Source organism: Rhodococcus sp. NPDC003382, assembly GCF_053589135.1.
In genome coordinates, this window is the sequence record NZ_JBSFRH010000013.1 from 107,110 (window position 1) to 132,347 (window position 25,238).

Consider the following 25,238-nt stretch of genomic DNA (forward strand, 5'->3'; position numbering starts at 1 on the left):
TCACTCCGGATTCTGCGATGTGCGGGGATTGCGTTCGCCCGCCTCGACGGCGAACGGGAGCCGGTTCTCGGCCGGCGCGATCGGGCAGGTCGCGGCGTCGGTGAACGCGCAGGGCAGATTCGCCGCCCGCGTGAAATCGAGTGTGACGGTGTTGTTCTCGTCCGGGACACCGAGGTCGAGCGCGCGTGCCGCCGGGTAGGTGGTGACCCCGCTGGTCGCGTCGGTGAACAACACCCGCAATGGCCCGCCGACCTCGCCGAACGCGACGAGCGTGTGCTCGCTGCCGTCGTGGTCGAACCGGACGAGCCCGGCTGCGCTGTGATGATGTTCGAGACCGTCGACGACGGCGCCGGTGGTCACGGTGCGCGACTCGTCGAACGCTTCGAAACGGCCGTTGAGAACCCACTTCGTATCCGGCTCGTACACCGGTACTTCCGTGAAGGCGGCGACCGCGGGAGCATTCCGGTCGTGGATACGGATCCCGAAACGACCGGTGCGGCGGATGATCTCGACGTAACCGCCGTCGAACTCCACCTCGAGCCCGGGCGCACCCTCGACCGGTTCGTAGGTACCGGTCTCGTCACCGTGCACGTGCACGACCGTGTCACCGTGCACGTGCACGACCGTGTCACCGTGCACGTGCACGACCGTGTCACCGGCGGTGTGCCAGATCCCCGGGGCTTCGTCGAATTCGGTGGGGGTCTCGTCGAGCCAGTGCAGCGCGGTGAGGCTGAGCCAGCCCAGCGGCTGCCGCAGCGCGTCGTTGCGGGCGGCGTGCCACTGCTTCCAGTCCTCGAGGAATCGGGTGTGGTCGAGTGTTGTGGTCACGATGCTCGGACTCCTTCGTTCGTCTCGTGCGGGTGGCACAGGCCCAGGTGGCTGCGCAGGGTGGTGCCGTCGTACTCGGTGCGGAAACTGCCGCGTTCCTGCAGCAGCGGCACGACGGTGTCGACGAACTCGTCGAGGCCGCCGGGGGTCAGGTGCGGCACCAGGATGAAACCGTCGCTCGCGTCGGTCTGCACGTAGTGGTCGATCTCGGCGGCGACCTGTTCGGCGGTGCCCACGAACTGCTGACGCGCGGTGACCTCGATGATGAGTTCGCGGATGCTGAGGTTCTCGGCCTCGGCCTTCGCGCGCCACGCCTCGGCAACCGCGCGCGGATCCTTCGCGTGGCGGACGCGGCCGCGAGTGATGGTCACGTTGTCCTCGGGGTCGACGTCGGGCAGGGGCCCGTCCGGGTCGTAGTTCGAGAGGTCGCGGCCCCATACCTGCTCGAGGAACGCGATCGCGGTCTGCGGGCCGACCTGCTGCAGCCGGATGTGCCGGGCCCGTTCTTCCGCGTCCTCGGCGCTGTCACCGAGGACGAACGCCGCGGCGGGCAGGATCTTCAGGTCGTCGTGACTGCGGCCGTATTTCGCGAGGCGGCTCTTGACATCGGTGTAGAACGCCCGCCCCTCCTCGAGGGTGCCGTGGCGGCTGAAGATCGCATCGGCCTTCGCGGCCCCGAACTCGCGTCCCTCGTCGGAGTCGCCGGCCTGCAGGAAGACCGGATGCCCCTGGGGGCTGCGCGGCACCTCGAAGCGCCCCGCGATGTCGAACTGGGTGGTGTGGATGTCGAACGGCGCGATGTCGTTGTCGGCGGCGAAGATTCCGGCCTCACGGTCGATCACGGGCCCACGTTCGGACCAGCCGTCCCACAGTTGCCGCACCACGTCGACCACTTCGGCCGCGCGGACGTAGCGCTGGGAATGGTCGAGGAAGCCGCCGCGACGGAAGTTCTCGCCGGTGAACGCATCCGACGACGTGACCAGGTTCCACGCGGCGCGGCCGTCGGACAGGTGGTCGAGCGTCGCGAACTGCTTCGCCAGCTCGTACGGTTCGTTGAAGGTGGTGTTGATCGTGCCGGCCAGCCCGAGGTGGGTGGTGGCGCCGGCGAGCGCCTCGAGCACGGTGAGCGTGTCGGGCCGGCCGACGACGTCGAGGTCGTGGATGCGGCCGCGGTGTTCGCGCAACCGCAATCCCTCGGCGAGGAAGAAGAAGTCGAACTTGCCGCGCTCGGCGGTGCGCGCGAGGTGCACGAACGACTCGAAGTCGATCTGGCTCTTCGAGGCCGGGTCTGCCCACACGGTGGTGTTGTTGACCCCCGGGAAGTGGGCGGCGAGGTGGATCTGCTTGCGAACGATATTGCGTGACAAGGTGATCGATCCTTCAGTGAGCGGAAGCGAAACGATTGGCGGGACGGGGCAGACCGAGCCGGTCGCGGAGGGTTCCGGTTGCGGGCGCGACCACGGGACGAATGACGGGCAGGACGTTCTCGACGAGCCGCGGCAGGGTCGACGGCAGAGCGAGCGGTCGCAGCGTCACCCCGTTCACGCCCCGGATGTCTCCCAGGAGCTCGACGGCTCCGGCGGCGGTGCCCACGTGGACGATCGTGTCGGAGACGTACGGCGCTCCGGCCCACGCCTCGAGTTGCGCGAGGTCGGCGGCCGCGTCGGCGTCGGTGGCGGCGAGCAGCAGGTCGACGTCGAGCAGGACGAGGACCGGACGGTCCCCCGCAGCGGCCCGGATACGGGTGGTGAGATCGGCCGCAGCCTCGGCATCCGTTGCCCGGATGCGCACGAGATCTGCTCGCTTCGCGGCGAATTCGAACGATTCGTCGCCGGTTACCGTCACCGCGACCAACGGTTGCCCCTGCGGCGACCTCGGCACGATGGACGACCCCTTGACGGAGAAGTACTCGCCGACGAAATCGATGTAGTGAACCTTGTCCCGGTCGATGAAGCGGCCGGTGGCGACGTCGCGGATCTCGGCGTCGTCCTCCCAGCTGTCCCACAGTCGCGCCGCGACCTCGGCGGCCTCGTCGGCCTCGGCCCACAGCGACGCGGTGTCCTGCTCGTCCTTGCGGCCGAACAACGCGACCGGCCCGGCGCCCGGCGTCACCGCGACCTCCCAGCCCGCGCGACCGAGCGTGGTGTGGTCGACGGTCTGGATCGCCTTGGCGACGTGGAACGGTTCGGTGTGGGTGACGGTCGCGGTGGGGACGAGCCCGATTCGGGTGGTGGCCGCGGTGAGACGCGCGGCGAGCCCCACGGCTTCGAGCCGGCCGCGCACGGTGCTCGCGTCCGAGGTGACACCGAAGGTGTCCGGGAAGAACGCGAAGTCCACGCCCGCGCGATCTGCGGCGCCGACGAGATCGGCCCAGTAGCGTGCGGTGAACAATTCCTCGGCGCGCGAATCGTCGCGGCGCCACGACGACGGGTGGATGCCGGTGCCGGCGAAGTCGACGGCCAGCAACAACTCTGAACTATCGGACATGATGGACCTTCCCGGGGATGGCCTCGAGCAACGTCTGGGTGTACTCGTGCTGCGGATTGTCGAAAATTTCTGCGGTGGAGCCGTATTCGACGACCCGGCCGGCGCGCATCACAGCGACGGTGTCGCTGATCTGGCGGACGACGGCGAGGTCGTGCGAGATGAACAGGTAGCTGAGCCCGAGTTCGGTCTGCAGCGCAGTGAGCAGGTCGAGGATCTGCGCCTGGACCGACACGTCGAGCGCCGAGACCGGTTCGTCGAGCACAAGGAGGTCGGGTTGCAGCGCGAGCGCCCGGGCGATGGCGACGCGCTGCCGTTGCCCTCCCGACAGTTCCGCGGGTTTGCGGTCCAGGTGCGCCGTCGACAGTGCCACCTGATCGAGGAGGCGTGCGACGTGTTCGGCGCGCTCGGCTCGTGTGCCGATGCCGAACGCGTCGAGCGGTTCGGCGACGATGTCGCGGATCCGCAGTTTCGGATCGAGCGACGCGTACGGGTTCTGGTGGACGATCTGCACCCGGCGGCGCAACGCCCGCAGTGCGTGTCCGCGGAGGCCGGTGATGTCGTCACCGTCGAACCGCACCTCGCCCGAGGTGGGCGTCTCGAGCCGGATCGCGATCCGCGAGACGGTGGACTTGCCGGATCCGGACTCGCCGACCAGCGACAGGGTGCCGCCGCGAGGCACCTCGAACGAGACGTCGCGCACGGCGTGCAGCGCGGACTTCCGGTCGATGCGGAACGTCCTCGACACGTTCGAGACCGTGAGGATCGGGGCGGCCTTGCGCAGCGCGGGGCGTTGCGGCGCGTCCGCAAGGCTCGGTGCCGCGGCGATGAGCGAGCGCGTGTACTCGTGCTGCGGGTCGGCGAGTACCTGTGCGGCAGGTCCGGTTTCGACGACCCGACCGCTCTTCATCACGACGATGCGGTCGGCGCGGTCCGCCGCGACCCCCAGGTCGTGGGTGATGAGCAGAACCGCCGTCCCGGTCTCGGCGATCCGTGCGTCGAGGTGGTCGAGGATGCGGCGCTGCACCGTCACGTCGAGCGCGCTGGTCGGTTCGTCGGCGATGACCAGGTCCGGGCGGCACGCGAGGGCGATGCCGATGAGCACGCGCTGGCGCTGCCCGCCGGACAGTTCCTGCGGGTACTGCTTCGCGCGCAGCGCAGGATCGTCGAGCCCGGCCTCCTCGAGGATGCGCAGTGTTTCGATCCTCGCGGTGCGCCGGTCGGCGAGACCGTGGATGCGCAGCACCTCGGCGACCTGGTCGCCGACGCGGAGGACGGGATTGAGCGAGGTCGTGGGGTCCTGGGGAACGAACCCGATGCGAGCGCCGCGAATGCGTTCGAAGGCCCGCTCCGACAGGTCGTTCAGCCGGGTGCCGTCGAAGGTCACCGATCCTCCGGTGACGCGTCCGGTGCCGGCGAGCAACCCGATGATCGCCTGGGCGGTCGTGGACTTGCCCGAACCGGATTCGCCGACCACCGCGACCACCTCGCCGCGTGCCACGGTGAGGTCGACGCCGTCCACCGCGACCACCGGTTCGCGGGCCGATCCGTAGGCGACCTGCAGGTCGCGGACCTCGAGCAGGGTCATCGCGCGCTCCTGTCCTCGATGGCGTGACCGACGCGGTGTGCGGAGAGCACGACGGCCACGATGACCAGGCCCGGCAGCGTCGTCATCCACCACGCCGCGGCGAGATAGTTGCGTCCCTCCGAGATGAGCGACCCCCACTCGGGAGTGGGCGGGACGGCACCGAACCCGAGGAAGCTCAGCGACGAGACGGCGAGCACCGCCATGCCGAATTCCACGGCTGCGAGCGCGGTGACGGGTGCGTACGAGTTGCGCAGTACGTGCCGGCGGAGCACGGTGTGCCACCGGACGCCGCACGCGAAGGCCGCCTCGACGTACAGGGCCTTGCGGACGCGCAGCACCTCCGACCGCATGACCCGGGCGAAGTTCGCCACGAGGCTCACACCGACCGCGATCGCGACGTTCATCGTGCCGAAGCCGAGCGCCGTCACCAGCGCGAGCGACAGCAGCAGGGCCGGGATCGACAGCAGCACGTCGACGATGCGCATGAGGACCGCGTCGACGCCGCCGCCGAGGGCGCCCGAGAGCAGACCGACGAGCGAGCCGACCACCAGGGCGATCCCGACGGCGACGAGGGTCGCGGTGAGCGACAGCCCGGCGCCGTGCACCACGCGGGTGTAGACGTCGCGGCCGAGGTTGTCGGTGCCGAACCAGTGCGCGACGCTCGGTCCCTGCAGCTTCTCGGCCGGCACTCCCCGCAGCGGGTCCCCGGAGGCGAAAACCGAAGGGAACAGGGCGAAGCCGACGGCGAGGAGCAGCACGACCGCGGAGACCGCGACCACGGCATTGCGTCGCAGCCAGGTCACGACGGACGAGATACGGAACGTCCTGGGCGAGACCGGATCCGGCTTCGGCGAGGTCGCCGGTACCGTCTCGAGAATCAGCGTGTCAGACACGTGCCTCCACCTCCAGGAGGGTGTCGCCGTGGGTCGGGTCTTCCTCCGTCGGGACGGCAGCGCCACCGCGGCTGCCGCCGTGCGTGATACGCGGGTCGACGAGGGGGTAGAGCAGGTCGACGGCGAGGTTCACGAGCACGAACACCGTCGCCGAGAACACGACGATGCCCTGCACGACGGGAATGTCCTGCGCCATCACCGACATCTGGGTGAGGCGCCCGATCCCGGCGCGGGAGAACACCGTCTCGACGACCACCGATCCGGCCAGCAGATTGCCGACGATGACGCCGGCGATCGTGAAGGCCGGGATGCTCGACAGTCTCAGCGCGTGCCGTGTCTGGATGCGCAGCCGTGAGGCGCCTTTCGCCCGTGCGGCTTCGATGAACGGCTGCCGCCAGGTCGACTGCAGGCTCGTCGCGAGGACCTGCGCGATCACCGCGCCGGTGGGCAACGCCAGCGTGATCGCCGAAAGGATCACGTGTTCGATGCCCTGATCTCCGAAGGCGGGGAACAACTTCAGCCGGAACGAGAAGAACTGCAGCAGGATCAGGCCCACCCAGAAAGTCGGCACCGCCACACCGAGAGGCGGAAGCGAGAACAGCAGGCTCCGTATCCACCCCGCACGGGTGTAGGTGGCGAGGAACGCGACCGCCGTGCCGAACACCAGGGCGAGCACCAGCGCGGTGGCCGCCAGAACGAGAGTGCTCGGCAGGGCGGCGGCGATCGCGTCGGTCACCTGCTGCCCGGTGGAGATGGAGATGCCGAAGTCACCTCGGACCGCGTGACTCAGCGCGTTCCAGTACTGCACCGCGACCGGCTGGTCGAGACCGTACCGCGCCTGGAGCTGTTCGATCGCCGCGGCGTCGACGGGGGTGCCGGCGTCGGCACCGGCCGCGATGCTCACCGGATCGGACGGCAGCAGGTAGAGCACCGCGAACGACACCGTGAACGCAGCCCACAGCACACCGACCGCCTGGAGCACGCGAAACCCGAGGTAGCGCACCATGATCTACTCGCTCAGCCAGGTGTCGAAGAACTGCAGCCGGGCGGAGGCCTCGAACTTCAGATCTGCCACGTTCGGTCCGGCGCCGATCGCCTGCGACAGTTCGACGGTGGGGATCCACAGGCCGTTGTCGAGCACGAGCTGCTGCGCCTGCGCGATGAGTTCGGCACGAGCAGCCGGATCCGTCGTGGACAGCTGACGGTTCAGCACGTCGTCGAGCGCGGGGATCGGGCCACGCTGGTTGATGTTGCGGCCTTGCAGCCCGAAGGCGGTGCGCAGGATGTCGCCGTCGGCGCGGGTGCTGTTGTAGTAGGACGCCTCGTAGTCGCCGGCGTTCTGACGGGCCGTGGTCTCCGGAGTGGAGACGAGGTCGAGCTGCAGGTCGATGCCCACGGCGCGCAGCTGCTGCTGCACCAGTTCGAGAATGGCCTGGTTGCCCGCGAACACGGAGCTGAAGAGCACCGGGAAGCTCAGGCGTTGCCCGTCTTTGACGCGGATCCCGTCGGGGCCGGGCACCCAGCCCGCGTCGTCGAGGATCTTCTCGGCCTTCTGCGGGTCGTAGGTGACGTCGGCGAGCTCGACGTAAGCGGGGGTCGCGGACGCGAGGGTGCTGGTGGCGGGGCGGAAGTCGGGACCGAGGACGGTGTCGACGAGTTCCTGCCGGTTGATCGCCGGAATCACTGCGCTCCGGACGGCCGGATCGGCGAGGACACCGCGACTGACGTTGGGCTGGAATCCGAACGGAATGCCCGGGTTCGGTGTGGTGAGGATGCGGCCACCGGCACCTTCGATCTGCGGGGCGTCCTGCGGGAGCGCATCGGAGATCGCGTCGAGCTGCCCGGAGGCGAGCGAGCCGGTGCGGACCCCGGATTCGGGCACGACGGTGAATTCGATGCGGTCGAGGTAGGCCTCACCGTCGTGCCCGAACGCCTCGGACCCCCACGAGTAGCCGGCCCGCTTGACGAGCGTCGCGGACTTGTCCTGCTGGTAGTCCTCGTACACGAACGGCCCGGTGCCGGAAAGCTCTCCCGCGCAGCGCTCCTCGGCGCTCTTTGCGGTGTCCGCCTCCGAGAGCAGACCGAGCTGATGGCTGGCCGTGGCCTGCAGGAACGGCGCGTTCGGCGCCGAGAAGGTCACCTGTGCGGTGCGGTCGTCGACGACCGTGGTGCCGGTGTACCCGGAAAGATAGCCGACGGCCTGCGGTGCCTTGACCCCGCCGAGGGTGTTCACGATCGCGTCGAAGTTCTTCTTCACCGATTCCGCGGTGAACGGGGTGCCGTCGCTGAACGTGACGCCTTCCTTGAGGCGGAAGGTGAACTGTGTGCCGTCGCCGTTCGATTCCCAGCTCTCGGCCAGCCACGGCACGATCTCACCGGTTTCGGGATCCTGGTCGGTGAGCGAGTCGACGACCTGCCGGGCGACGTAGATGGTCTGGTTCGTGCCGGCCTGGGCAGGATCCGCGCAGGTGGGTGCCTGCGACAGTCCGTACCGCAGGGTGCCGCCGGGCTGCGGATCCCCGGTGGGTTCCGAGTTCGCCGCGGCGCCGGAGCCGCACGCGGTCAGTGCTGCTCCCAGCACGGCCGTTGCGGCCGCCGTGACGACGAGCCGGGACGCAGAAGAGGACGAGATGGACAACGACGGGCTCCGTGATCTGGACATGGCTCCGGCGGCATGACGCAAGCGATGCCGCCGGGCGGAAGGCAGGTGGATTCGGTGCGGATCTCAGCGGTCGATGCAGACGGTAGCGACCTCCCGATCCCCGGAATACCCTTTCCGTCACGGTGATCGAAACCTTTTCGGCGACAAAGTCAGTCACTGCCGTCGCGGCCACCACCGCGCTGGCGCAACGCCATCGGGTGATCGTGGTGGAAACGTTGAACGCGTCGGGGATGCGTTCGGCCGGTGGCAGTCGGAAGAAGGGCCTGAACCGGGCGCTCGCGGATGCGGCGTCGGCGCAGATCCGCCGGCTGCTGTCCTACAAGACCCGCTGGTACGGCTCGACGCTGGTGGAGGCCGACCGCTGGTACCCCTCATCGAAAACGTGTTCGGGATGTGGCAGGCGACAACCAAACCTGACCCTCGCGGACCGGACGTATGTGTGTGAGCACTGCGGCCTGACGATCGATCGTGATCGCAACGCTGCGATCAACCTCGCCCGCCTCGGCGAGACCCACCGCACGGGTGATACGGGGACCGGTACCGGGAGTAGCCCGGCCGCCACCGATTCGGGTGGGGACGGACGTGGAGCCACGCGCAAGACCCGATCCGCGGGAGCGGACAAGGCAGCAGGCGTTGAAGCGTCAACCCGGCACGACACTGTCGGTCGGACCGGGACTGTCTCACCGGAAGGTGAGGCTGCCTGATGGCGAAGCAAACAGGACGTGCTCACGTTTGCTCACCAGAAGGCAACGGTTGCTGCGACGTCGTCGAGCCAGGTGTCTCGGTCGCTCTGGATGGTTCTTGCCCGAACCTGAACGCCCCGGCACAGCCCGAACACCCCTTTTTCTCGAGGTGGCGCGAATTGCGTGCCGTCGAACCGGGTTCAGGCGGCGGTTCCGGCCGCCCACTCGATCGCGGCGTCGCGCTCGGACAGCGGGAAACGCTTGAACTCCCCGGGCGTCAACCAGCCGAACAGGGACATGACGGTGATCATCCAGTCGAGGTCCGTGACCAGCGCGATCCGTTCCCAGCGGGTGACGTGCTCGGCACCGAGCCGGAAGTCGTCCCACATTGCTCCGGGGGACAGGCCGTCGAACCTCTCGAACACCAGGACGATCCGGATCTTTTCTCCCCGGTCACAGACCTCGCGGATCGCGGGCATCAGGACGTTCTCGTAATCGGACGCTTCGATTCGTCCGACGGCCTCGAAGCCGAGGACGCCGTCGGGCAGGTCTCGGATCGGTTCGAGCATGTTTCGACGGTACCGCTGCCGCCGCCGGCGCCTGGGTGGATCAGCGCAGATACTTCTCGAACGGGTGCGGGCCGATCTCCTCGGCCGGAACGGACGGGTCGAACAGGGCGGTGTAGCCCGCCGCCAGATAGAGCGCGACCGCTTCCGGCTGGCGCCACCCGGTGGTCAGGTAGATGCGGGAATAGCCGCGCCGCACCGCCTCGCCCTCGAGTTCGTCGAGGACGAGACGGCCGAGCCCGCGCCGCCGGTGCCGAGCGGAGGTCCAGATGCGTTTGAGCTCGGCGGTGTGCTCGTCGTAGCGGCGGAACGCTCCCCCGGCGACGGGTTCACCGTCCTCGACGAGGACCAGCAACGCGCCGTGCGGCGGCGCGAATTCCTCACCGGGATGGGTGGTCAGGTCCTCGAACTGCTCCTCGAACGGCCGTTCGTAGCGAGTGCTGTACTCGACGGCGAGTTCGGTGAGCAATGGCAGGGCGAGCGGGTCGTCCTGCGCCACCCGAAGGACCTGCAGGCGGCGGGTTTCGCTCATCGCGCGGCCACCGCCTGCCGGGCACCGAACCGGAGGGGTTCGAGAGCTCGGCTCCTGCCGTCGACGAGATCGGCGACGAGCTCCCCGATCACCGGCGCGAATTTGAATCCGTGCCCGGAGAACCCGGCCGCCACGGTGACGTCACCGACCCGGTCGACGACGAAATTGCTGTCCGGGGTGGTCGTGTAGAGGCAGGTGTCAGCGACGACGGAGCTTGGGTCGACGCCGGGCAGCCACGCGGTCGCGTAGTCGACGAGCCGCTCGACACCGGCGGGATCGGGCCTGTAGTCCCGTGTTTCGGGTTCCACCACCGGTCCCGTACCGTGCTCACCGATCTTGATGCCGTCCTCGGAACCGAGCCCGTAGATGCCTTCTCCGGTGAGTCCGGCGCCACGATGATGCACGAAGCTCGGCCAGTCCGCGACGATCGGCACGAAGTGCGCGGGTTGTTCCTGCGTGGTGCGCAGTCGCGGCAGTTCCGGCACGACGTCGAGCTGCGCGTCGGCGAGCAGCGATCGGGTCCACGCGCCGGCCGCGACGATGACGTGTGCGGCCGCAATCGTCGTCCCGTCGGTGACGACCTCGACACCGGTTGCGGTGCTTCTGATTCCGTGTACCGCCACGCCGTGCCGGATATCCGCTCCCGCATCGGCCGCAGCCCGGTTCAGGGCCTGCACCGACCGGTCGGCGTGCAACCGGCCGGCGTCGGGGTGGTGCAGGACCCGGGTGTCGAATCGGATTCCGGGCCAACGCCGTCCCGCCTCGGCCGGATCCAGCAGCTCGTGCGGGATCCCGAGCGCGGCCAACGCGTTCGCCTTGGCCGCGAGCGCGGCGGGAAGACCGTGGTCGACGGCGCCGGTGAGCGTGAGAACGGATGTGCCCGTGGCGTCCTCGAGGGCACGCCACAGCGGCAGCGCCCGCGCGGCCAGACCGGTGTAGAACTCCCCGTCGTACGCCTGCCGGTAGATGCGCGAACTGCCGTGCGACGCGCCGTGGCGGTGTCCCGGATCGAACTGTTCGAGCAGCACGACCGACCGGCCGCGTTCGGTCAGGCGCCAGGCCGCTGCCGACCCGATGACACCGCCGCCGACGATCACCACGTCGGCGCGGCCCTGAATGCGACTCATCGATTCCTCCGGGTTTCGCTACTGCGCAGGCTTCTTCGGCAGGCCGGGCGGGTTGATCCTCGAGGACTCGACCGCCTCGCTCGAAATGCCCCAGCGTTCGAGAACCTGTGCGTACGTGCCGTTCTCGATGAGGTGGTTCAGCGCCTCGTTGATCGGGCCGACCAGGCCGTTGTCCTTCTTCGTCAGCACCGCGATCTCACCCTGCAGGGCGTCTCCTGCACCGGAGAACGTGCCGACGACCTCGGTCTCGCCGGACTGGATGGCATGGAACGACGACGACGGGTTGGGCCCGACGTACGCGTCGATGCGGCCGGAGCCGAGCGCGAGGTAGTAGTCGGTTGCGTTCTGGTAGTAGAGGATCTCGGCGGGTTCGAGCCCGGCCGCGACGTTCTGCTCGTTCCACTGGACGAGCAGCTCCTCCTGGTTGGTGCCGGACGAGACACCGACCTTCAGACCTGCGATGTCCTTCGGGCCGTCGAACGTGATGCCACTGCCCTTCTTCACCTCCACGGCAAGGCTGTCGAGACGGTAGGTGGCGAAGTCGTACTTCTCCTTGCGTTCCTCGGTGACGGTCACGTTGGAGATGAAGGTGTCGGCCTCACCGGAGTCGATGCGCACGAAGTTCTGCGCCCAGTCCGCCGCGGTCAGTTCGATCTCCAGACCGAGCACGTCGCCGATGAGGTACGCGAAGTCCGTCTCGGAACCGATGATCGTCTTGTCGTCGTCGGCGTAGAACCGCAGGGGCGGTGCCGTGCCGGCGGAACCGGTCACGATCAGGGTGCCGCGGTCGCGGATGGCCTGCGGGACCTTCGCGGCGATCTCGGGAACCTCGTCGGTGGTGATGCGGTTCTGGTCCGCGCTGAGGTTGTATCCGGCCGCGCTCGCGGCGTCCGACTCGGGGTTGCCCGAGCTGCACGCCGCGCCGGCGAACAGGGCGACGGCGGTCAGGGCCGAGGCGAACAGCCTCGTGGGGCGGGTGGGGGCTGACATCGTGTCCTTCCGGAAATCTTCGGTGTAAGGGGTTTCAGAGCACCCGGGACAGGAATGCCCGGGTGCGGTCGTGGCTGGGTCGTTCGAGGACGTCGGCGGGTGGGCCCTGCTCGACGATGACGCCGCCGTCCATGAACACGACGGTGTCGGCGACCTCGCGGGCGAATCCGATCTCGTGGGTGACGATCACGAGGGTTGCGCCGTCGGCGGCGAGGTCGCGGATCACGTCGAGAACCTCGCCGACGAGTTCGGGGTCGAGCGCGGAAGTCGGTTCGTCGAACAGGATCACCGCCGGGCGCAGCGCCAGCGCGCGGGCGATCGCGACGCGTTGCTGCTGCCCACCCGACAGCTGCTTCGGGTAGTCGTGGACCTTGTCCCCGACACCGACGCGGCGGAGCAGTTCCCGGGCTTCGGCCTCCACCTCGGCGCGTTCACGCTTCTGCGCCGACAACGGCGCCTCGATCACGTTCTCGAGCGCGGTCAGATGCGGGAACAGATTGAAGTTCTGGAAGACGAAGCCGATCCGGGAGCGCTGGCGCAGAATCTCGCGCGGACGCAGCTCGTGCAGCTTGTTGCCGCGACGGCGGTAGCCGATGAGCTCACCGTCGATGCGGATGGTGCCGCGATCGACCTTCTCCAGGTGGTTGAGGGTACGCAACAGCGTGGACTTCCCGGACCCGGACGGCCCGAGGATCACCGTCACCTCGCCCTTGCGGACCTGCAGGTCGACGCCCTCGAGCACTTCGAGGGCGCCGAAGGACTTGTGGACGCCGCGCACGTCGACCGCGTAGACCTGCGGATCTTCGATCGTGGTCATTTGGTCGCTCCCCTCGGCGTGCCGATCCCGGCATCACGGATCTCGCGGTACTTGGCCAGCAGCTTCTGACGCGGGGTGAGCGGCAGGGCACGCGCCGAGCCGCGGGCGTAGTGACGCTCGACGTAGTACTGGATGATGGACAGCACGGTGGTGAGCAGGATGTACCAGACGGTGGCGACCATGAGCAGCGGCACCACCCGGCCGTTGCGCCCGAAGATCACCTGGACCTGGTAGAACAACTCGGCGATCGCCATCGTGGAGACGATCGAGGTGCCCTTGAACAGGCTGATGACCTCGTTGGCGGCGTTGGGCAGGATCGCGCGCATCGCCTGCGGCAGGACGATTTTGACGAACTGGCGGTACCGCGGGATGCCGAGTGCGTTGGCCGCCTCGATCTGTCCGTGGTCCACAGAGATGATGCCGGCGCGGATGATCTCCGCGGAGTAGGCGGCCTGGTGCAGGGCCAGGCCGATGACCGCGGCGGTGAACCCGGAGATCACGCCGGTCACGTTGAACTCGAAGAAGCTCGGTCCGAACGGAATACCCAGCGACAGTGTCTGGTACAGGTACGCGATGTTGAACCAGAACAGCAACTGCACGATCAGCGGAATCGAGCGGAACGCCCAGATGTAGATCCACGAGATGACCTGCAGCACCGGGTTGTTCGACAGCCGCGAGACGGCGAGCAGCACGCCGAGACCGAAACCCAGAATGCTGCCCCACAGAGTCAGCTTCACCGTCATCCACAGCGCCGACAGCACCGATTCGGCGGTGAAGTAGCGGGCGAAGGTCGCCCAGTCCCAGCCGGGGTTGGTGGCGAGGCCGTGCAGGAACTGCGCGACGACGACAAGCACCGCGATGCTGATCACCCAACGCCACGGATGCGGGGTACGCGCGACCACGAGATCCGCGTCGTCGACGTCGTCGTGTGCCGGTGGTGCGGGACGGTTGCGGGTCGGCGCGCTCACGCCGGCCTGCCGGACGCTGCAGACATGGAGGTGCCTTTCGAACTGGACGGGGGAATATCCCGGAAGGTCGGATGTGGGGACCGGACTCTCAGCGACAGCGACAGCGGCACAGCCCGCCGCGGCACAGATCGATGTGCCGTCGGCGCCAGGACGCGCGCTCGTTGCTGCTCATGGTCGGACCTTCCCTCGGTCCCCTCGGGAGCGGCGACCGTAGAACAAGAGATTGGGCCCGAGCGCCGTCCGGGTCACTGATTGAAATCCGGATGATTCGAACACACCCCGGATTTCACCCCCCTCGTCCATGCCACCCGGGATGAGGACACCGAGCGCAGGGGTGGACGGTGAAGGTCGACGACAGCCGATCCGTAGACTGCGGTCGGTGACTGCGTTCGAACTGTTCCTCGTCGCCCTGGCCGGTCTGGGTGCCGGCGCGATCAATGCCCTCGTCGGCTCCGGCACCCTCATCACGTTCCCGACCCTCGTGGCGTTCGGGGTACCGCCGGTGACCGCGACGATGTCGAACGCGGTCGGGCTCGTCGCCGGTGGGGTGTCGAGTACATGGGGCTATCGACGCGAACTGCGCGGGCAGTGGCCGCGGTTGCGGTGGCAGATCCCCGCGTCGCTGTCGGGTGCGCTGCTCGGAGCATGGTTGCTGTTGCACCTGCCGGAGTCCGCATTCGAGACGATCGTGCCCGTGCTCATGGTGCTGGCGCTGACACTCGTGGTGCTGCAACCGAAGCTGCAGAAGTGGGTGCTGAAGCGGGCGGGCGGAACCGTGGACGAACACATCGGCCCGGTGCGCCTGTCGATCCTCGTCGCAGGGACGTTCGCGGTCGGTGTGTACGGCGGCTACTTCACTGCGGCACAGGGCATTCTGCTCATGGGGCTGTTCGGGGCGTTGCTGCACGACAACATCCAGCGGCAGAACGCGGCGAAGAACCTGCTCTCCCTGCTGGTCAACATCGTCTCGGCGACCACCTACACGCTCGTCGCGTTCGACCGGATCAACTGGGCGGTCGCCGGGGTCATCGCGATCGGCTCGCTGATCGGCGGGGCGCTGGGATCACGCTACGGCCGCCGCCTGTCCCCGACCGCGCTGCGCGGGGTCATCGTCGTCGTCGGCCTCATCGGGTTGTATCGCCTGCTCGGGTGAAACACGCGAAACCGTCCGCGCTGTCGGCACTTCGGCACCCCCCAGTGCCGAAGTGCCGACGTCCGCCGGTCAGTTTCGCGCGCGCGTGGGTGAGTCACCGGCTGAGCACCTTCCTCCGTTGCGGCCGGATCGGATCCCAGCACGGCGATCCGCGCGGTCACGAGCGATCCCCTGGCGTCGGCAACCGGTGGGCGAGCAGACAGGAACCGGTGACGCCACCGAAGTCGGTGATCGCAAGATCGGCACTACGCCAGACGGCTTCTCCCCGGTCGATCGTCGACAGTCGCCGCACCCGTACCTGTCCGCGGAACGGCCGGCGGGCGTCGCGATCGGGTCCGGCCGCGACGAGTTCCAGTTTCCGCATCCACAGCGCGGTGCTCGTCTTACGGTCGACGCCGTCGAGACCGTGGAGCAGAACCTGGGACAACTGCGCGGCACCGAGAACGGCATCGATCACCGAAATCGACCGAGGCCACGCGGTTTCGGCGCCGCTGAAGGAAGTGGTGGTGTCTACGTCGATCTCCACGGTCGCGGTGACGGAGTCGTCCTCGACGGTGAGGTCCCGCGCGGTGAGAGTGTGCGACTTGTATCCACCGAGATAGAACGGCGACACCGTCGCCGCCGACGGTCCGGGTACCCGGTCCGTACCGCTGCCGTACTGCTCCCCTGCTCCGACCGGGTGGATCAGTGTCATCGTTCCCCGGAGCCGGCCGACCCGGAAGGTCGCGGTGGTCGCGACGGTGCCGTCCAGAGGCGGCGCGACGCCGGTCACGACCGCCGAGACCGGGAAGCGGCGCAGGTCATCCTCCGGCCGTGTTCCGGCAGTGATCTTGGCATGCGCCACCCAGATGCGGGCCTGCTCGTCCGGTTCGAGTCTGCGCGCATGGCTCAGTCCGGCTTCGAGCAGTGACGCGGCCAGTGCCACCGTGTCGACGAACGACACGTGCGGGACGAGTTCTGTCGAATCCTTCTCCGACCAGCCTCGGGGGTAGTCGAGAACCGCGACGGCGCGGTGCTCGGTTCCCGGCCCGGTGGATCGGCCCAGATCCAGGTCGATGAGATCGTGGTTCACGTTCTTGTAGCCGCGTCCGAAATAGCGGCCGTCGGCGGCACCCAGCACCTCGTCGAGGGAAGCATGCGCGGTCGGGGCGGTCACAGTGCACCCTCCACGTGCGTGCCGGCCGTGTCGCGTGCCGATGATGGTGGCGACGTCACGACCTGACCAGCCCAGGACAGACCCCCATCGAACTCCCCCTCGAGATCGAACTGTACGTGGGTATGGAACATACCGACGTACAGTCATGTGCGCCAGTCCAGGGACACGGTCGTCCCGTCGACTCGGCGGGAACGCACACCGGGTCGGTAGGATCCGCGAGGTGGAAACGCTTCCGTCACGGCGCGAGGAGTACGCGCTGCGCACCTACGATGCGCTCGTCGAGATCGGTGCCGATCTGTTCGCGACCCAGGGGTATGCGAACACGTCGATCGAACAGATCGCCAGGACGGCACGCGTAACCAAAGGTGCTGTCTATCATCATTTCTCCGACAAGCAGGCGTTGTTCGCCGAGGCTTTCGGGCGGGAGTGCGCAGCCGCCCTCGACCACGCCCTCTCCGCCCTGGACTCGGGACCCGACGACGTGATCGAGGCGATCGTCCACGGCCTTGCCCGAATCTTCGACGAGCATGCCGCCAATCCCCGGCTCCGGGCCCTCTCCCAGCAGGCCACCAGCGCGATCGGCGAAGCTCGGCGACGGGAGGTCCAGGCCGGCAAGTCCGTGCCCGTGGTGCGCGAGCTGCTCGAACAGGCGACCCGCTCCGGCACCATGGTCGACATCGACGAGGACACCGCCGCGCGGATGATCCTCGAACTGGGCTTCTACGGTCTCGTCTCGTATGCCGACAACCCGACGCCGGAAACCCGCACCGTCGTCGAGAACACGCTCGGCAGCTTCATCCGGGGGCTGTCCGTTCGCCCTCGGTGACGTCCAGCGCTCCGGCGACCGTGGATGACAAGATGGGGTGGTGAGCACACCCGAGGACACCACCGCCCCTGCCTGGACCTACCTGATGGACATGGACGGCGTGCTCGTCCACGAGGACGCGCTCATCCCCGGCGCAGACGCATTCCTGAGTGAACTGCGTTCGAACGAAACACCGTTCATGGTTCTGACCAACAACTCGATACGCACTCCGCGGGACCTGCGGGCCCGGCTGCAGCGCACGGGACTCGACATCCCCGAGGAATCGATCTGGACGTCGGCGCTCGCGACCGCGACGTTCCTCGCGAACCAGCGGCCGGAGGGCACCGCGTACGTCGTCGGCGAATCGGGCCTGACGACGGCGCTGCACGACATCGGATACGTACTGACCGACCGCGACCCCGACTACGTGGTGCTCGGCGAGACCCGCACCTACTCGTTCGAGGCGATCACGACGGCCATCCGGCTCGTCGAGCGCGGCGCGCGATTCATTGCGACGAACCCCGATCCGACCGGACCGTCGCTGGAGGGCTCGCTTCCGGCGACCGGCGCCGTCGCGGCGTTGATCACGCGGGCGACCGGCCGTGAACCGTACTTCGTGGGCAAGCCGAACGCGCTGATGATGCGGTCCGCGCTGCGAGCGATCGGTGCGCATTCGGCGTCGACGGTGATGATCGGCGACCGCATGGACACCGACATCGTCGCCGGCCTCGAGGCGGGGCTTCAGACCCTGCTGGTGCTCACCGGCATCTCGACGCGCGCGTCGGTCGAGTTGTACCCCTACCGGCCCACGCGGATCGTCGAGTCGGTCGCAGATCTGGTGGGACGCACCAGGAATCCGTTCTGACGTCGCCTTCCGGACCCCACCGGACCGGAAGGCGACAGCGCCCCGCCACCGAGAGGATGAGGCTCTCGGTGGCGGGGCCGACCATCTGTCAGGCGCCTGTCAGCCGATGCTGAAGGGCTGTCCCCACAGGGTGACCTGCTGGGTGTCGGTCGCCGTGTTGACCGTGACCTTCACGAAGCTGCGGGCTTGGGCGTAGCCGGCACAGCCAGAGATACCCACGGTGGAGTCAGCCCAGGTGACACTGCCTTCGGTCGGGATAGCGCCATCCTTGGGCTTGGCTACCACCGAGAAGGGACGGAATACCCGATCACCGAAGGGGTTTTCCTGCTCAATGGAGAGCACGGAGAACTGGCTGGTCTTACCCGGGGACAAGGTGATGCCAACGTTGGCGCTCAGCCCCCCGCTGCTGGTACCGGTGTTGGATTGCGCGGTAACGACCCCATTTCCTGCAGGGGGGGTGTCGGTAGTCGTGCTGGTCGACGATGCACCGCCTGAGGCGTTTGCACCCGCGCCTGCGGTACCGGCGATGTCTACCTGGCAGCCCACGACATAGCCGGGCTGGATGCGATAGTTGCTGACCTTCTGCGCGCCTGCGCCACTCAGCTTGACCTGGGCCGAGCCGGAGACCCACACATTGCGGTGGACGGGCGTGGCGCCCATCGACGGGTTGATGTTGGCGGATTCGCCCGTACGGGACACGGTGACCACAACGTCGCCCGGCAGGGTTTCGGTGATCGAGCCGTCCGGCAGGGGAACGAAGGTGTCGGCGTTGGCCGTGCCGGCGGAGGCGAAGCCGATTGCGACGGCGACGGTAGCGCCGACCCCGGCCGCCCGGAGACCGCGACGCAGGCCCTTGGTGATGCTGGTCTTCATGTTTTCTCTCTCGAGTTCTCAGCTCGCGTGAGCGAGGATTTCAGTCAGGTCCGGTCCGGATGATCAGCCGATGCTGAACGGCTGGCCGTACAAGGTGGTCTTGACGTAGTCCTTGCCCACGACCTCGAGCACGGTGTACGCACGGGCCTGTGCGTAGCCACCGCAGCCCAGGGTGCTGAGCTCCGCGTCCTGGTACTGGATCGAGTAGGTGGTGTCCTTCTTGGTGATGTCCTTGCCTTCGATGTGCACGAAGGCGACCTGGCCTGGTTGCAGCGGGGCAGAGAGGGCAACCGACGGGCTGATCGCGCCGGAGGAAGTCCCCGCATTGAGGGCTGTGCCAGCAGGCAGCGAGGTCGTAGCCACCAAGAGATTCTGCAAAGAGGAGACAACGCTGGCATTGAAGTTGACACCCAGATTGCCCCTGAGGCCCGAGATGTCGACCTGGCAACCGACGATGTAGCCGGTGTTGATGCGCGAGACACCGTGCGTCGAGGAGTTATTGGCACCGGCGAGCGAGGAGGTGCTGCCGTCGGTCTTGCCCGGTTCGGACGGGACGTCGACGTTCACCCGAGCAGACACCTTGCCGGACACCCACGCGACGCGGTTGGTCGGGTTCGCGGCCATGGACGGCGAGACGAGTGCGCTCTCCTCGGTCCGGCTCACCGTGGCCTTGTCACCGGGAGCCGTGATCTGGCCATCGGGCAGGGGAACGAAGGTATCGGCGTTCGCCGCACCTGCGGACAGGAACCCCAGTGCGATGGCTGCGGCAGCGGCGATGCTGCCGATCCGGGCGCCGCGGCGCAGTCCGGACGCGTGCTTCTTGCTCAATTGGTACCCCTACTCAGGTGTGTGCGGTGCCCGTCCTCGCGGAGGGCACGGTCGAGCACGCCGATCTCCGGGCAGCAGAGATCGACTGGTAAGTGTCACAGTGTTTCGCGTCGTGCGAATAGTCCTCTTGCGCAAAGGACCTCGACGCGCGGTCAACTGTCGCCCCACAGGGCACTGTGGCCGTCCCAGAACCCTCCGGCCTCAGTTCGTGACGAACGATAACACGGGTTGTGAATAGCACCACTAATGATTTTCATGGTGTGAGCCAGATCACCTTTCGGTGAAAATTACGTAAAGAGACGGTCAAGTCGACTCGCCTTGAGAACGGTGCCCGAAGTGCGAATATTACTGTCCGGTAGCTGTTTTCGTGCTCGTCGCGCACTCTCCGGAGAGCAAAGCTCTATAGAGTGACACATCACAACAAGTTAAAACCATGTTACTTGCGGTTGCACACACCTCGTGTCGTACCGGTTGTATGCAATCGTCCGCCGGATTCCGCAACCAACACCGGTCTCGGCGTCACACGGACGCACCGGCGCGACGCAGGGCGCGGCGGACCCGCTCGACGAGAACGGCCGGTGGTACAACAGGCCGGCACCGACGCGGATGACCGTCCACCCCAACTCCGGCAACAACGCATAGCGGCCGATGTCGAGCGTCCGCTGCTTCCGGTCGGTCCAGTGATGCGCGCCGTCGTACTCGACCAGGACCTTCCACCGCTTCCAGCCCCTGTCGGCACGCGCCACGAAACCGACCTCGTCGAGAATTTCGATTCGGTTCTCCGACCTCGGAAGCCCTGCACGCATCGGCAGCAGACGAGTGTGAGTCTTCGGCGGCGACGCAGCGCCGCCATCCGCGATTTCCAGTACCTTCCGCATCGACACCAGATTTCGTGATCATTTATGTTGCGACGCAACGAAGTCGATGTCACCGATCTTCAGGCCGATTGCGTTGCACAAGGATGTCTATCCCCCGGCCAAGGACGAATCGAGACCGGCATTGTGTTCGATTTTCGGCCCCGATATCGAGAACAACACCCGCCTCAGCGCGACACGCTTCGGCGAGACAGAGTCTCACCACCACCTCCACCAGTACGACCAGCAGTACACGTAGTGCAATCCACTACGGACGAACCAGGCTGAGTGGTGGTGATCGCCGCATCTGTCGAAGCCCGGCTTCGGCGGGCGCGGAGGGTCATCTCCTCGGACTCGGAACTCCCACGCCGCCACGGTGTCGGCCAGCCCGACGAAGTCGAGTGGGGCTGTGCCGTCCGGGATTTCCACACGGAAGCACAAGGTGCGGATGGTGTTCGGTTGCATCGTGAAGGTGCCGCTACCCGTCGCCAACGGCAGGTCGTCGACGACCGTCGCCACCCCGAAACCTGCGGCGTTGCACGAAGCAGCGGGCGCATCCGAAACGGAGTACCTGAGCACGTCCGCGACCGAGTTGGGGGTGGTCAGCGGCGGTCTCAGGGAGACCGATACCGGTGCGGTTACTGCGGGCAGGGTGCGCAACGCGATCGGCGCGTAGACCGGCTCGCCGGGTTGCAGGGCGAGCGCGTCGATCGTGAAGTCGAACCGCCCTGCGCTCTGCTGTGTGGCGTACTCACCCCACGGCCCCGACTCGCTCTGGTTCGTGCTGAAGTTCGCCTGGATACCGCCCTCGCTCGGTTGCGGGTGCAGGTGGGAGCCGTACTTGCACGCCGCGACCGTGCTGACGACGCCGAGGATCGCCATCAGGCGGCCTCCCCTACGGGCAGCTGCAAGCATGGCCCCTCCCCTCCTGCTCGGCTCGTTATTCCTCGACGGGCTCTTCGGCTGGTGCGGTTTCCTCCGTGGTTGCCGGGGTCGACATTGGGGGCGCGGTTTCGACCGCAGTGGGGGTCGCGGTGACGACCGGTGCCGGCGCAGGCGACGGCGGTGCCGGCGGCAGGGTGATAATCCAGCCCGCCGTGCCGACCGGCCGCAGCATCACCGAGTTGCCGCCGTTTGCGACGTCGAACGCCACCCAACCCGAGTAGGCCGCGCTCGGCCCGAACGACGTCGGCATCGGCGCGTCCACCGCGCACGGCCCGGTCGGGGAACCGACTGGCGTGGTGTCGCCGTCGGCGAGAACCTCACGGAAGTCGTTGGAACGCAGACCGTTCAGCGTGGTCGTTCCGGAACCGTCGGACGTCGTGACGTCGAGCAGCACCGCGACGCAACCATCGGTGCGCGAGATGTCACGGACGGTGGCGGTGCCGAGGTCGCTGCCGTCGGTGGCGACCATCGTGAACGGCGCGGCGGTGCTCACGCGGCTCGGGGTGGTGGGGCCGCTCGCAGTCGGCGCCGGAACGGGCGCGGGAGCCGGAGCTGTACTCGTCGAACTCAGCGGGGCGGCGGTTTCCGGAGTGCCTTCGGCGACAGGGACGTCCTCGGTGGCACCGGATTCCGGGTTGTTGTCCGGCGTTGCGGACTTGTCACTGTCCGCTGCATCCTTCACTCCGTTGACCTTCGCGACGTCGGCGCTCTTTCCGCCGGCCTTGTCCTCGTCGGTAGCCTCGGTACTTCGTTCGGCATCGCCCTCGGGGTCGCCCGACTCCTCCACGGCGTCGCCGGAGTTCCCGTCGTCAGCGAGGATCTGGGTGTCCGTGGCTCCTTCTTCCTCGCTACTGGCGAGCTCCGACTGGGGTTCGGCTTCGCCGATGATTCCTTCCTCGACCAGAAGGTCGACCGGCGACAGTAGCTTGGGGTCTGAGGTCTCCGGCTCGCACGATATCGGTTCCGTCGCGCTCTCGGTGACCTCCTCGGCTGCTTCCGATTCATTCGGGACTTCTTTGCTGTCAACAGGTTCGGCATCAACCGCTTCTGCCCGGACCGGCTCCCCACCCACCGGAGTTGGGTCAACGTTCTCCGGGTGAACTTCCTCGACGTTCGCTTCGTCCTCAGGAACGGTCGAGTCGACGTCGGTGGGACAGGTGGTTGCTTCGGCCTGCCGGCTCATCATCATCGAAGCCAGTGGCGTATCACTCGCAAAGCCGGCCGAGGCAGTGACAGGTGTAGCGGCGCTCACGCTCGGTAGCGGCTGCGTTGCTGTTCCGATCCCGCAACCGGCGTGGAGCACCACGAGATCGAGTGTCCACTGATGAGTACCAACCACGAGTGCATAGGCCGACATTCTGAGCCGAAGAGTCGACGATGCGTAGTCGGCTTCCTGAACTCTGGTATGGGTGAGCACAACCTCGTAGCGAGCCAGGGATGTGAACGACTTGCTCGTCGATTGGGACCGAGTCCCGGTTCCGGACGGCGCGACGGGAATGGCAATCGGGTTGCTGGTGTTGTCACCCACGTACATTCGACCCGAGGTCGATTGCACCGCACCGGCAGTCGGGGCGGTGCCGGGCACGCAACTGGCCGTCGTCTTGAATTGTTCACCGGTCGTGGAGAAGAAGCGGGTGACTCCGAGTAATTCACCCGTGCTCGTCTTGAGGTTTCGCGCAACGGCAACCGAATGGACCGGCGGGGTAGTCGAACCGTAGTCCGCACAGGTATCCGACGAAGAAAGGTAGGAAGCGCACACTGCGGAGTCGAGTTCCGTCGCTACGATTCCCAGTAGTCCGTCGCTGTGGTACTGGGTGAATCCCGTGGTCGGCGTTCGCGTCGTCCCGGTGCTCGTTGCGAATCTCTCCGCAGTTGCACCCGCCACGGTCTCCGAACTCACGAGACGGTTGATCTGGAACCTACCGCCCAGCGCATGCGCATAACCCTGCAACGATGCTGCATTCACCCCATACGTCGATCCCCCGAATACACGATCGGTCCAGCTCGCGAGGGTCTGCCCGACGAATCCGACGTTGAGGATCGCGGCGCCGGCCACGCTGAGCACGCCGAGTAACGCTACGAGCAGGCGCAGCGACCTGGAGTTCGTCATTGCTGCTCCTTCGAATCGGCATGCTGAGCAGATGCAGAATTCGCCTCGCTCTTGCGGGGCCAGAACGCCCACAGCACCAGAGCGGCACAGCCGAGGGTGAGGGCGGCGAGGATCATCGGATCCGAGAACCACATGATGACCGATGCGGCGCCGGGGACGGACCACAGCACCTTGCGGACCTCGGTGACGCGGTAAGGACCAGGGTCGGGGCTGGGGTTGGCGTCGCCTTGCATCTCGATGAGCGCTTCACCCGGACGTTGGGGGTACACGGCGATCACGCGGTGCGTGACGGGCAGTTCGCCTTCTTCGCGGTCGACGGTGACGATGTCGCCGACCTTGATCTCGTCCGCCGAAATGCGTTGCACCACAGACATCGAGCCCTGCGGGATGGTCGGGGACATCGAACCCGTCTTAAACAGGATCAGCGAAATGTCGAAGAAGAACGCGGCAAGAACCAAACCGATGCACACCACCCCACCCGCGGCGAGCAGGTTGAGCAGCGCGTTCTCGACGCGCGACCAGACGGTTCTGCGCGGCTTGTGTTCGACCATGGCGTGCACGGCGGTACGGACCATCCTAGGAAGACGAAGACGACGGCTTGTGCCTCCCGGCACCCACCGGGAGGCACAAGTATTTGGGGGTTAAACGCTCTGGCCGTTGAAGACCCAGGCGGCGGTGGCGGTCTGATTCTGCAGGGTCAGATCACCCGCGATGCCGCTGCTCAGCTCGGCCTTGAAGCAAACCCAGGCGTAGCCCTCCGGAGCGAGCGTGATCGCCGACGTGCCCGATGCCAGAGCCGAGGACAGGAGGCCGCTGAACAACTGTGTGCCGGTGGTCGTTGCGTCACACGTCGCCGGGGACGCAGTGGTCGCTCCGTCCACCAGGGTTGCAGTAACGGTGATCTGGCCGGCCAGGGCGGTACTTCCCGTCACGTTGCCCTTCGACAGGCCGATGGTGGCCCCGAGGTTGCCAAACTCCTCGTGCAGCGTGGGAGCGGCCGTCACCCTCGCTGCCTGGAACGACTCCGTGTGGGGCAGCTCGATCTTCGGAACCGGTGACTCCCAGTGGAACCTGCAGGGTTACACCGAGGCCGCAGGTGACTGGGACGACTTCGCAATCGAAGGCGAGGCCGCAGCGATGACCTTCGTGCCCGACAACGAGGCACTGGTGCCCGGAGTGCCGGTCTACAGCGTCTTCGGTCTTCTGAGTCTGGTCAGCTGTGGTCATATGGGTTTCCATTCTCATGGGAGCGCGAATAGGCGCGTTTGACGGACGCTTGAATTATGCGTACAAACGCCACGTTTGTTACGCCATTCATATTTCGTGTATCAGAAATCTAGAAACAGTCGTTTGCACAATTAGATTCGTAGATACGCGCAGGTCGAATCGGGTGCATATCCTCACCCGAAGAACAGTGAGGTTTTCTCACCAGGAGTTCGCTGACGGCGGCCGGGGACATTCGGGCGGTGTGGCGTGAGATGAGGACGTGGGGTCCTACCTGGTAGAGATCG

The 25,238-nt window shown here is 67.1% G+C and carries 25 protein-coding genes; 5 read left to right on the forward strand and 20 right to left on the reverse strand.

The window, feature by feature from the left end; all coding sequences use genetic code 11:
* The 7 genes from ACWDUD_RS11750 to ACWDUD_RS11780 are packed head-to-tail and all read right to left on the reverse strand — an operon-like array spanning position 1 to position 8,455.
* Positions 1-828 (reverse strand): DUF1684 domain-containing protein, encoded by an 828-nt coding sequence (locus ACWDUD_RS11750; protein WP_450109413.1) that lies wholly within the window; start codon positions 826-828, stop codon positions 1-3.
* Positions 825-2,195 carry an NtaA/DmoA family FMN-dependent monooxygenase gene (locus tag ACWDUD_RS11755; protein ID WP_450109414.1) on the reverse strand — a complete coding sequence of 457 codons (1,371 nt, stop codon included), beginning with the start codon at positions 2,193-2,195 and terminating at the stop codon, positions 825-827. The genes ACWDUD_RS11750 and ACWDUD_RS11755 overlap by 4 nt, the downstream gene beginning before the upstream one ends.
* Positions 2,196-2,208: 13 nt before the next feature.
* Positions 2,209-3,315: an LLM class flavin-dependent oxidoreductase gene (locus ACWDUD_RS11760; RefSeq protein ID WP_450109415.1), complete on the reverse strand. Its 1,107-nt coding sequence runs from the start codon at positions 3,313-3,315 to the stop codon at positions 2,209-2,211.
* On the reverse strand, positions 3,305-4,900 hold the full coding sequence (locus tag ACWDUD_RS11765) for an ABC transporter ATP-binding protein (protein ID WP_450109416.1): 1,596 nt from the start codon (positions 4,898-4,900) through the stop codon (positions 3,305-3,307). Before ACWDUD_RS11765 ends, ACWDUD_RS11760 begins: the two co-directional genes overlap by 11 nt.
* The gene (locus tag ACWDUD_RS11770; RefSeq protein ID WP_450109417.1) at positions 4,897-5,793 is read right to left on the reverse strand and encodes an ABC transporter permease; all 897 of its coding nucleotides are present in this window, start codon (positions 5,791-5,793) and stop codon (positions 4,897-4,899) included. The genes ACWDUD_RS11765 and ACWDUD_RS11770 overlap by 4 nt, the downstream gene beginning before the upstream one ends.
* Positions 5,786-6,799 carry an ABC transporter permease gene (locus ACWDUD_RS11775; RefSeq protein ID WP_450109418.1) on the reverse strand — a complete coding sequence of 338 codons (1,014 nt, stop codon included), beginning with the start codon at positions 6,797-6,799 and terminating at the stop codon, positions 5,786-5,788. Before ACWDUD_RS11775 ends, ACWDUD_RS11770 begins: the two co-directional genes overlap by 8 nt.
* A gap of 3 nt (positions 6,800-6,802) precedes the next feature.
* The gene (locus ACWDUD_RS11780) at positions 6,803-8,455 is read right to left on the reverse strand and encodes an ABC transporter substrate-binding protein (RefSeq protein WP_450109419.1); all 1,653 of its coding nucleotides are present in this window, start codon (positions 8,453-8,455) and stop codon (positions 6,803-6,805) included.
* A 122-nt stretch (positions 8,456-8,577) separates the two neighbouring features.
* On the opposite strand from ACWDUD_RS11780, the gene ACWDUD_RS11785 reads away from it, so the two are divergent.
* Positions 8,578-9,159, forward strand: coding sequence for an RNA-guided endonuclease InsQ/TnpB family protein (locus tag ACWDUD_RS11785; protein ID WP_450109420.1), 582 nt, complete (start codon positions 8,578-8,580; stop codon positions 9,157-9,159).
* Positions 9,160-9,338: 179 nt separating this feature from the next.
* Here the strand turns inward: ACWDUD_RS11785 and ACWDUD_RS11790 are convergent, their stop codons facing one another.
* Genes ACWDUD_RS11790 through ACWDUD_RS11815 form a run of 6 tightly spaced genes read right to left on the reverse strand, consistent with a single transcriptional unit; the run spans position 9,339 to position 14,138 of the window.
* A complete protein-coding gene (locus ACWDUD_RS11790; protein WP_197250314.1) occupies positions 9,339-9,707 on the reverse strand; it encodes a SpoIIAA family protein in 369 nt (122 codons plus the stop codon).
* A 40-nt stretch (positions 9,708-9,747) separates the two neighbouring features.
* Positions 9,748-10,236 (reverse strand): GNAT family N-acetyltransferase, encoded by a 489-nt coding sequence (locus ACWDUD_RS11795; protein WP_197250315.1) that lies wholly within the window; start codon positions 10,234-10,236, stop codon positions 9,748-9,750.
* Positions 10,233-11,363 (reverse strand): N-methyl-L-tryptophan oxidase, encoded by a 1,131-nt coding sequence (gene solA / locus ACWDUD_RS11800; protein ID WP_450109421.1) that lies wholly within the window; start codon positions 11,361-11,363, stop codon positions 10,233-10,235. The genes ACWDUD_RS11795 and solA overlap by 4 nt, the downstream gene beginning before the upstream one ends.
* An 18-nt stretch (positions 11,364-11,381) precedes the next feature.
* Positions 11,382-12,353: an ABC transporter substrate-binding protein gene (locus tag ACWDUD_RS11805; protein WP_450109422.1), complete on the reverse strand. Its 972-nt coding sequence runs from the start codon at positions 12,351-12,353 to the stop codon at positions 11,382-11,384.
* Between the two features lie 34 nt (positions 12,354-12,387).
* Positions 12,388-13,170, reverse strand: a complete 783-nt coding sequence (locus ACWDUD_RS11810; protein WP_450109423.1) for an amino acid ABC transporter ATP-binding protein — start codon at positions 13,168-13,170, stop codon at positions 12,388-12,390.
* Complete coding sequence (locus ACWDUD_RS11815; RefSeq protein ID WP_450109424.1) at positions 13,167-14,138, reverse strand: amino acid ABC transporter permease; 972 nt, start codon at positions 14,136-14,138, stop codon at positions 13,167-13,169. The genes ACWDUD_RS11810 and ACWDUD_RS11815 overlap by 4 nt, the downstream gene beginning before the upstream one ends.
* A gap of 379 nt (positions 14,139-14,517) precedes the next feature.
* Between ACWDUD_RS11815 and ACWDUD_RS11820 the strand changes: the two genes are divergently transcribed.
* Complete coding sequence (locus tag ACWDUD_RS11820) at positions 14,518-15,291, forward strand: sulfite exporter TauE/SafE family protein (protein WP_450109425.1); 774 nt, start codon at positions 14,518-14,520, stop codon at positions 15,289-15,291.
* Positions 15,292-15,448: 157 nt separating this feature from the next.
* Here ACWDUD_RS11820 and ACWDUD_RS11825 read toward each other — a convergent pair whose 3' ends face one another.
* Positions 15,449-16,447, reverse strand: a complete 999-nt coding sequence (locus tag ACWDUD_RS11825; RefSeq protein ID WP_450109426.1) for an AvrD family protein — start codon at positions 16,445-16,447, stop codon at positions 15,449-15,451.
* A 220-nt stretch (positions 16,448-16,667) separates the two neighbouring features.
* On the opposite strand from ACWDUD_RS11825, the gene ACWDUD_RS11830 reads away from it, so the two are divergent.
* Complete coding sequence (locus ACWDUD_RS11830) at positions 16,668-17,273, forward strand: TetR/AcrR family transcriptional regulator (protein ID WP_450109427.1); 606 nt, start codon at positions 16,668-16,670, stop codon at positions 17,271-17,273.
* A gap of 85 nt (positions 17,274-17,358) precedes the next feature.
* A complete protein-coding gene (locus ACWDUD_RS11835) occupies positions 17,359-18,117 on the forward strand; it encodes an HAD-IIA family hydrolase (RefSeq protein ID WP_450109441.1) in 759 nt (252 codons plus the stop codon).
* Between the two features lie 99 nt (positions 18,118-18,216).
* Here the strand turns inward: ACWDUD_RS11835 and ACWDUD_RS11840 are convergent, their stop codons facing one another.
* The 6 genes from ACWDUD_RS11840 to ACWDUD_RS11865 all read right to left on the reverse strand — a co-directional run bounded on the left by ACWDUD_RS11840 (position 18,217) and on the right by ACWDUD_RS11865 (position 24,731).
* Positions 18,217-18,990 carry an MspA family porin gene (locus ACWDUD_RS11840; RefSeq protein ID WP_450109428.1) on the reverse strand — a complete coding sequence of 258 codons (774 nt, stop codon included), beginning with the start codon at positions 18,988-18,990 and terminating at the stop codon, positions 18,217-18,219.
* A 63-nt stretch (positions 18,991-19,053) separates the two neighbouring features.
* The gene (locus ACWDUD_RS11845; RefSeq protein ID WP_450109429.1) at positions 19,054-19,818 is read right to left on the reverse strand and encodes an MspA family porin; all 765 of its coding nucleotides are present in this window, start codon (positions 19,816-19,818) and stop codon (positions 19,054-19,056) included.
* A 1,073-nt stretch (positions 19,819-20,891) separates the two neighbouring features.
* Positions 20,892-21,587, reverse strand: a complete 696-nt coding sequence (locus ACWDUD_RS11850; RefSeq protein WP_450109430.1) for a hypothetical protein — start codon at positions 21,585-21,587, stop codon at positions 20,892-20,894.
* A gap of 25 nt (positions 21,588-21,612) precedes the next feature.
* The gene (locus tag ACWDUD_RS11855; protein WP_450109431.1) at positions 21,613-23,673 is read right to left on the reverse strand and encodes a hypothetical protein; all 2,061 of its coding nucleotides are present in this window, start codon (positions 23,671-23,673) and stop codon (positions 21,613-21,615) included.
* A gap of 50 nt (positions 23,674-23,723) precedes the next feature.
* Positions 23,724-24,302 carry a signal peptidase I gene (locus ACWDUD_RS11860; RefSeq protein WP_450109432.1) on the reverse strand — a complete coding sequence of 193 codons (579 nt, stop codon included), beginning with the start codon at positions 24,300-24,302 and terminating at the stop codon, positions 23,724-23,726.
* Between the two features lie 66 nt (positions 24,303-24,368).
* On the reverse strand, positions 24,369-24,731 hold the full coding sequence (locus ACWDUD_RS11865; protein WP_450109433.1) for a hypothetical protein: 363 nt from the start codon (positions 24,729-24,731) through the stop codon (positions 24,369-24,371).
* On the opposite strand from ACWDUD_RS11865, the gene ACWDUD_RS11870 reads away from it, so the two are divergent.
* Positions 24,715-24,996, forward strand: a complete 282-nt coding sequence (locus ACWDUD_RS11870) for a hypothetical protein (protein WP_450109434.1) — start codon at positions 24,715-24,717, stop codon at positions 24,994-24,996. The two genes, ACWDUD_RS11865 and ACWDUD_RS11870, sit on opposite strands and share 17 nt — an antisense overlap.
* Positions 24,997-25,238 lie beyond the last annotated feature (242 nt).

Bases quoted from the DNA above. Each gene is read 5' to 3' on its own strand.
- ACWDUD_RS11760 (WP_450109415.1), bottom strand. From the start codon at position 3,315: ATGTCCGATAGTTCAGAGTTGTTGCTGGCCGTCGACTTCGCCGGCACC.
- ACWDUD_RS11765 (WP_450109416.1), bottom strand. From the start codon at position 4,900: ATGACCCTGCTCGAGGTCCGCGACCTGCAGGTCGCCTACGGATCGGCC.
- ACWDUD_RS11775 (WP_450109418.1), bottom strand. From the start codon at position 6,799: ATGGTGCGCTACCTCGGGTTTCGCGTGCTCCAGGCGGTCGGTGTGCTG.
- ACWDUD_RS11780 (WP_450109419.1), bottom strand. From the start codon at position 8,455: ATGTCCAGATCACGGAGCCCGTCGTTGTCCATCTCGTCCTCTTCTGCG.
- ACWDUD_RS11790 (WP_197250314.1), bottom strand. From the start codon at position 9,707: ATGCTCGAACCGATCCGAGACCTGCCCGACGGCGTCCTCGGCTTCGAG.
- ACWDUD_RS11795 (WP_197250315.1), bottom strand. From the start codon at position 10,236: ATGAGCGAAACCCGCCGCCTGCAGGTCCTTCGGGTGGCGCAGGACGAC.
- solA (WP_450109421.1), bottom strand. From the start codon at position 11,363: ATGAGTCGCATTCAGGGCCGCGCCGACGTGGTGATCGTCGGCGGCGGT.
- ACWDUD_RS11805 (WP_450109422.1), bottom strand. From the start codon at position 12,353: ATGTCAGCCCCCACCCGCCCCACGAGGCTGTTCGCCTCGGCCCTGACC.
- ACWDUD_RS11810 (WP_450109423.1), bottom strand. From the start codon at position 13,170: ATGACCACGATCGAAGATCCGCAGGTCTACGCGGTCGACGTGCGCGGC.
- ACWDUD_RS11835 (WP_450109441.1), top strand. From the start codon at position 17,359: ATGGACATGGACGGCGTGCTCGTCCACGAGGACGCGCTCATCCCCGGC.
- ACWDUD_RS11840 (WP_450109428.1), bottom strand. From the start codon at position 18,990: ATGAAGACCAGCATCACCAAGGGCCTGCGTCGCGGTCTCCGGGCGGCC.
- ACWDUD_RS11850 (WP_450109430.1), bottom strand. From the start codon at position 21,587: ATGCTTGCAGCTGCCCGTAGGGGAGGCCGCCTGATGGCGATCCTCGGC.
- ACWDUD_RS11860 (WP_450109432.1), bottom strand. From the start codon at position 24,302: ATGGTCCGTACCGCCGTGCACGCCATGGTCGAACACAAGCCGCGCAGA.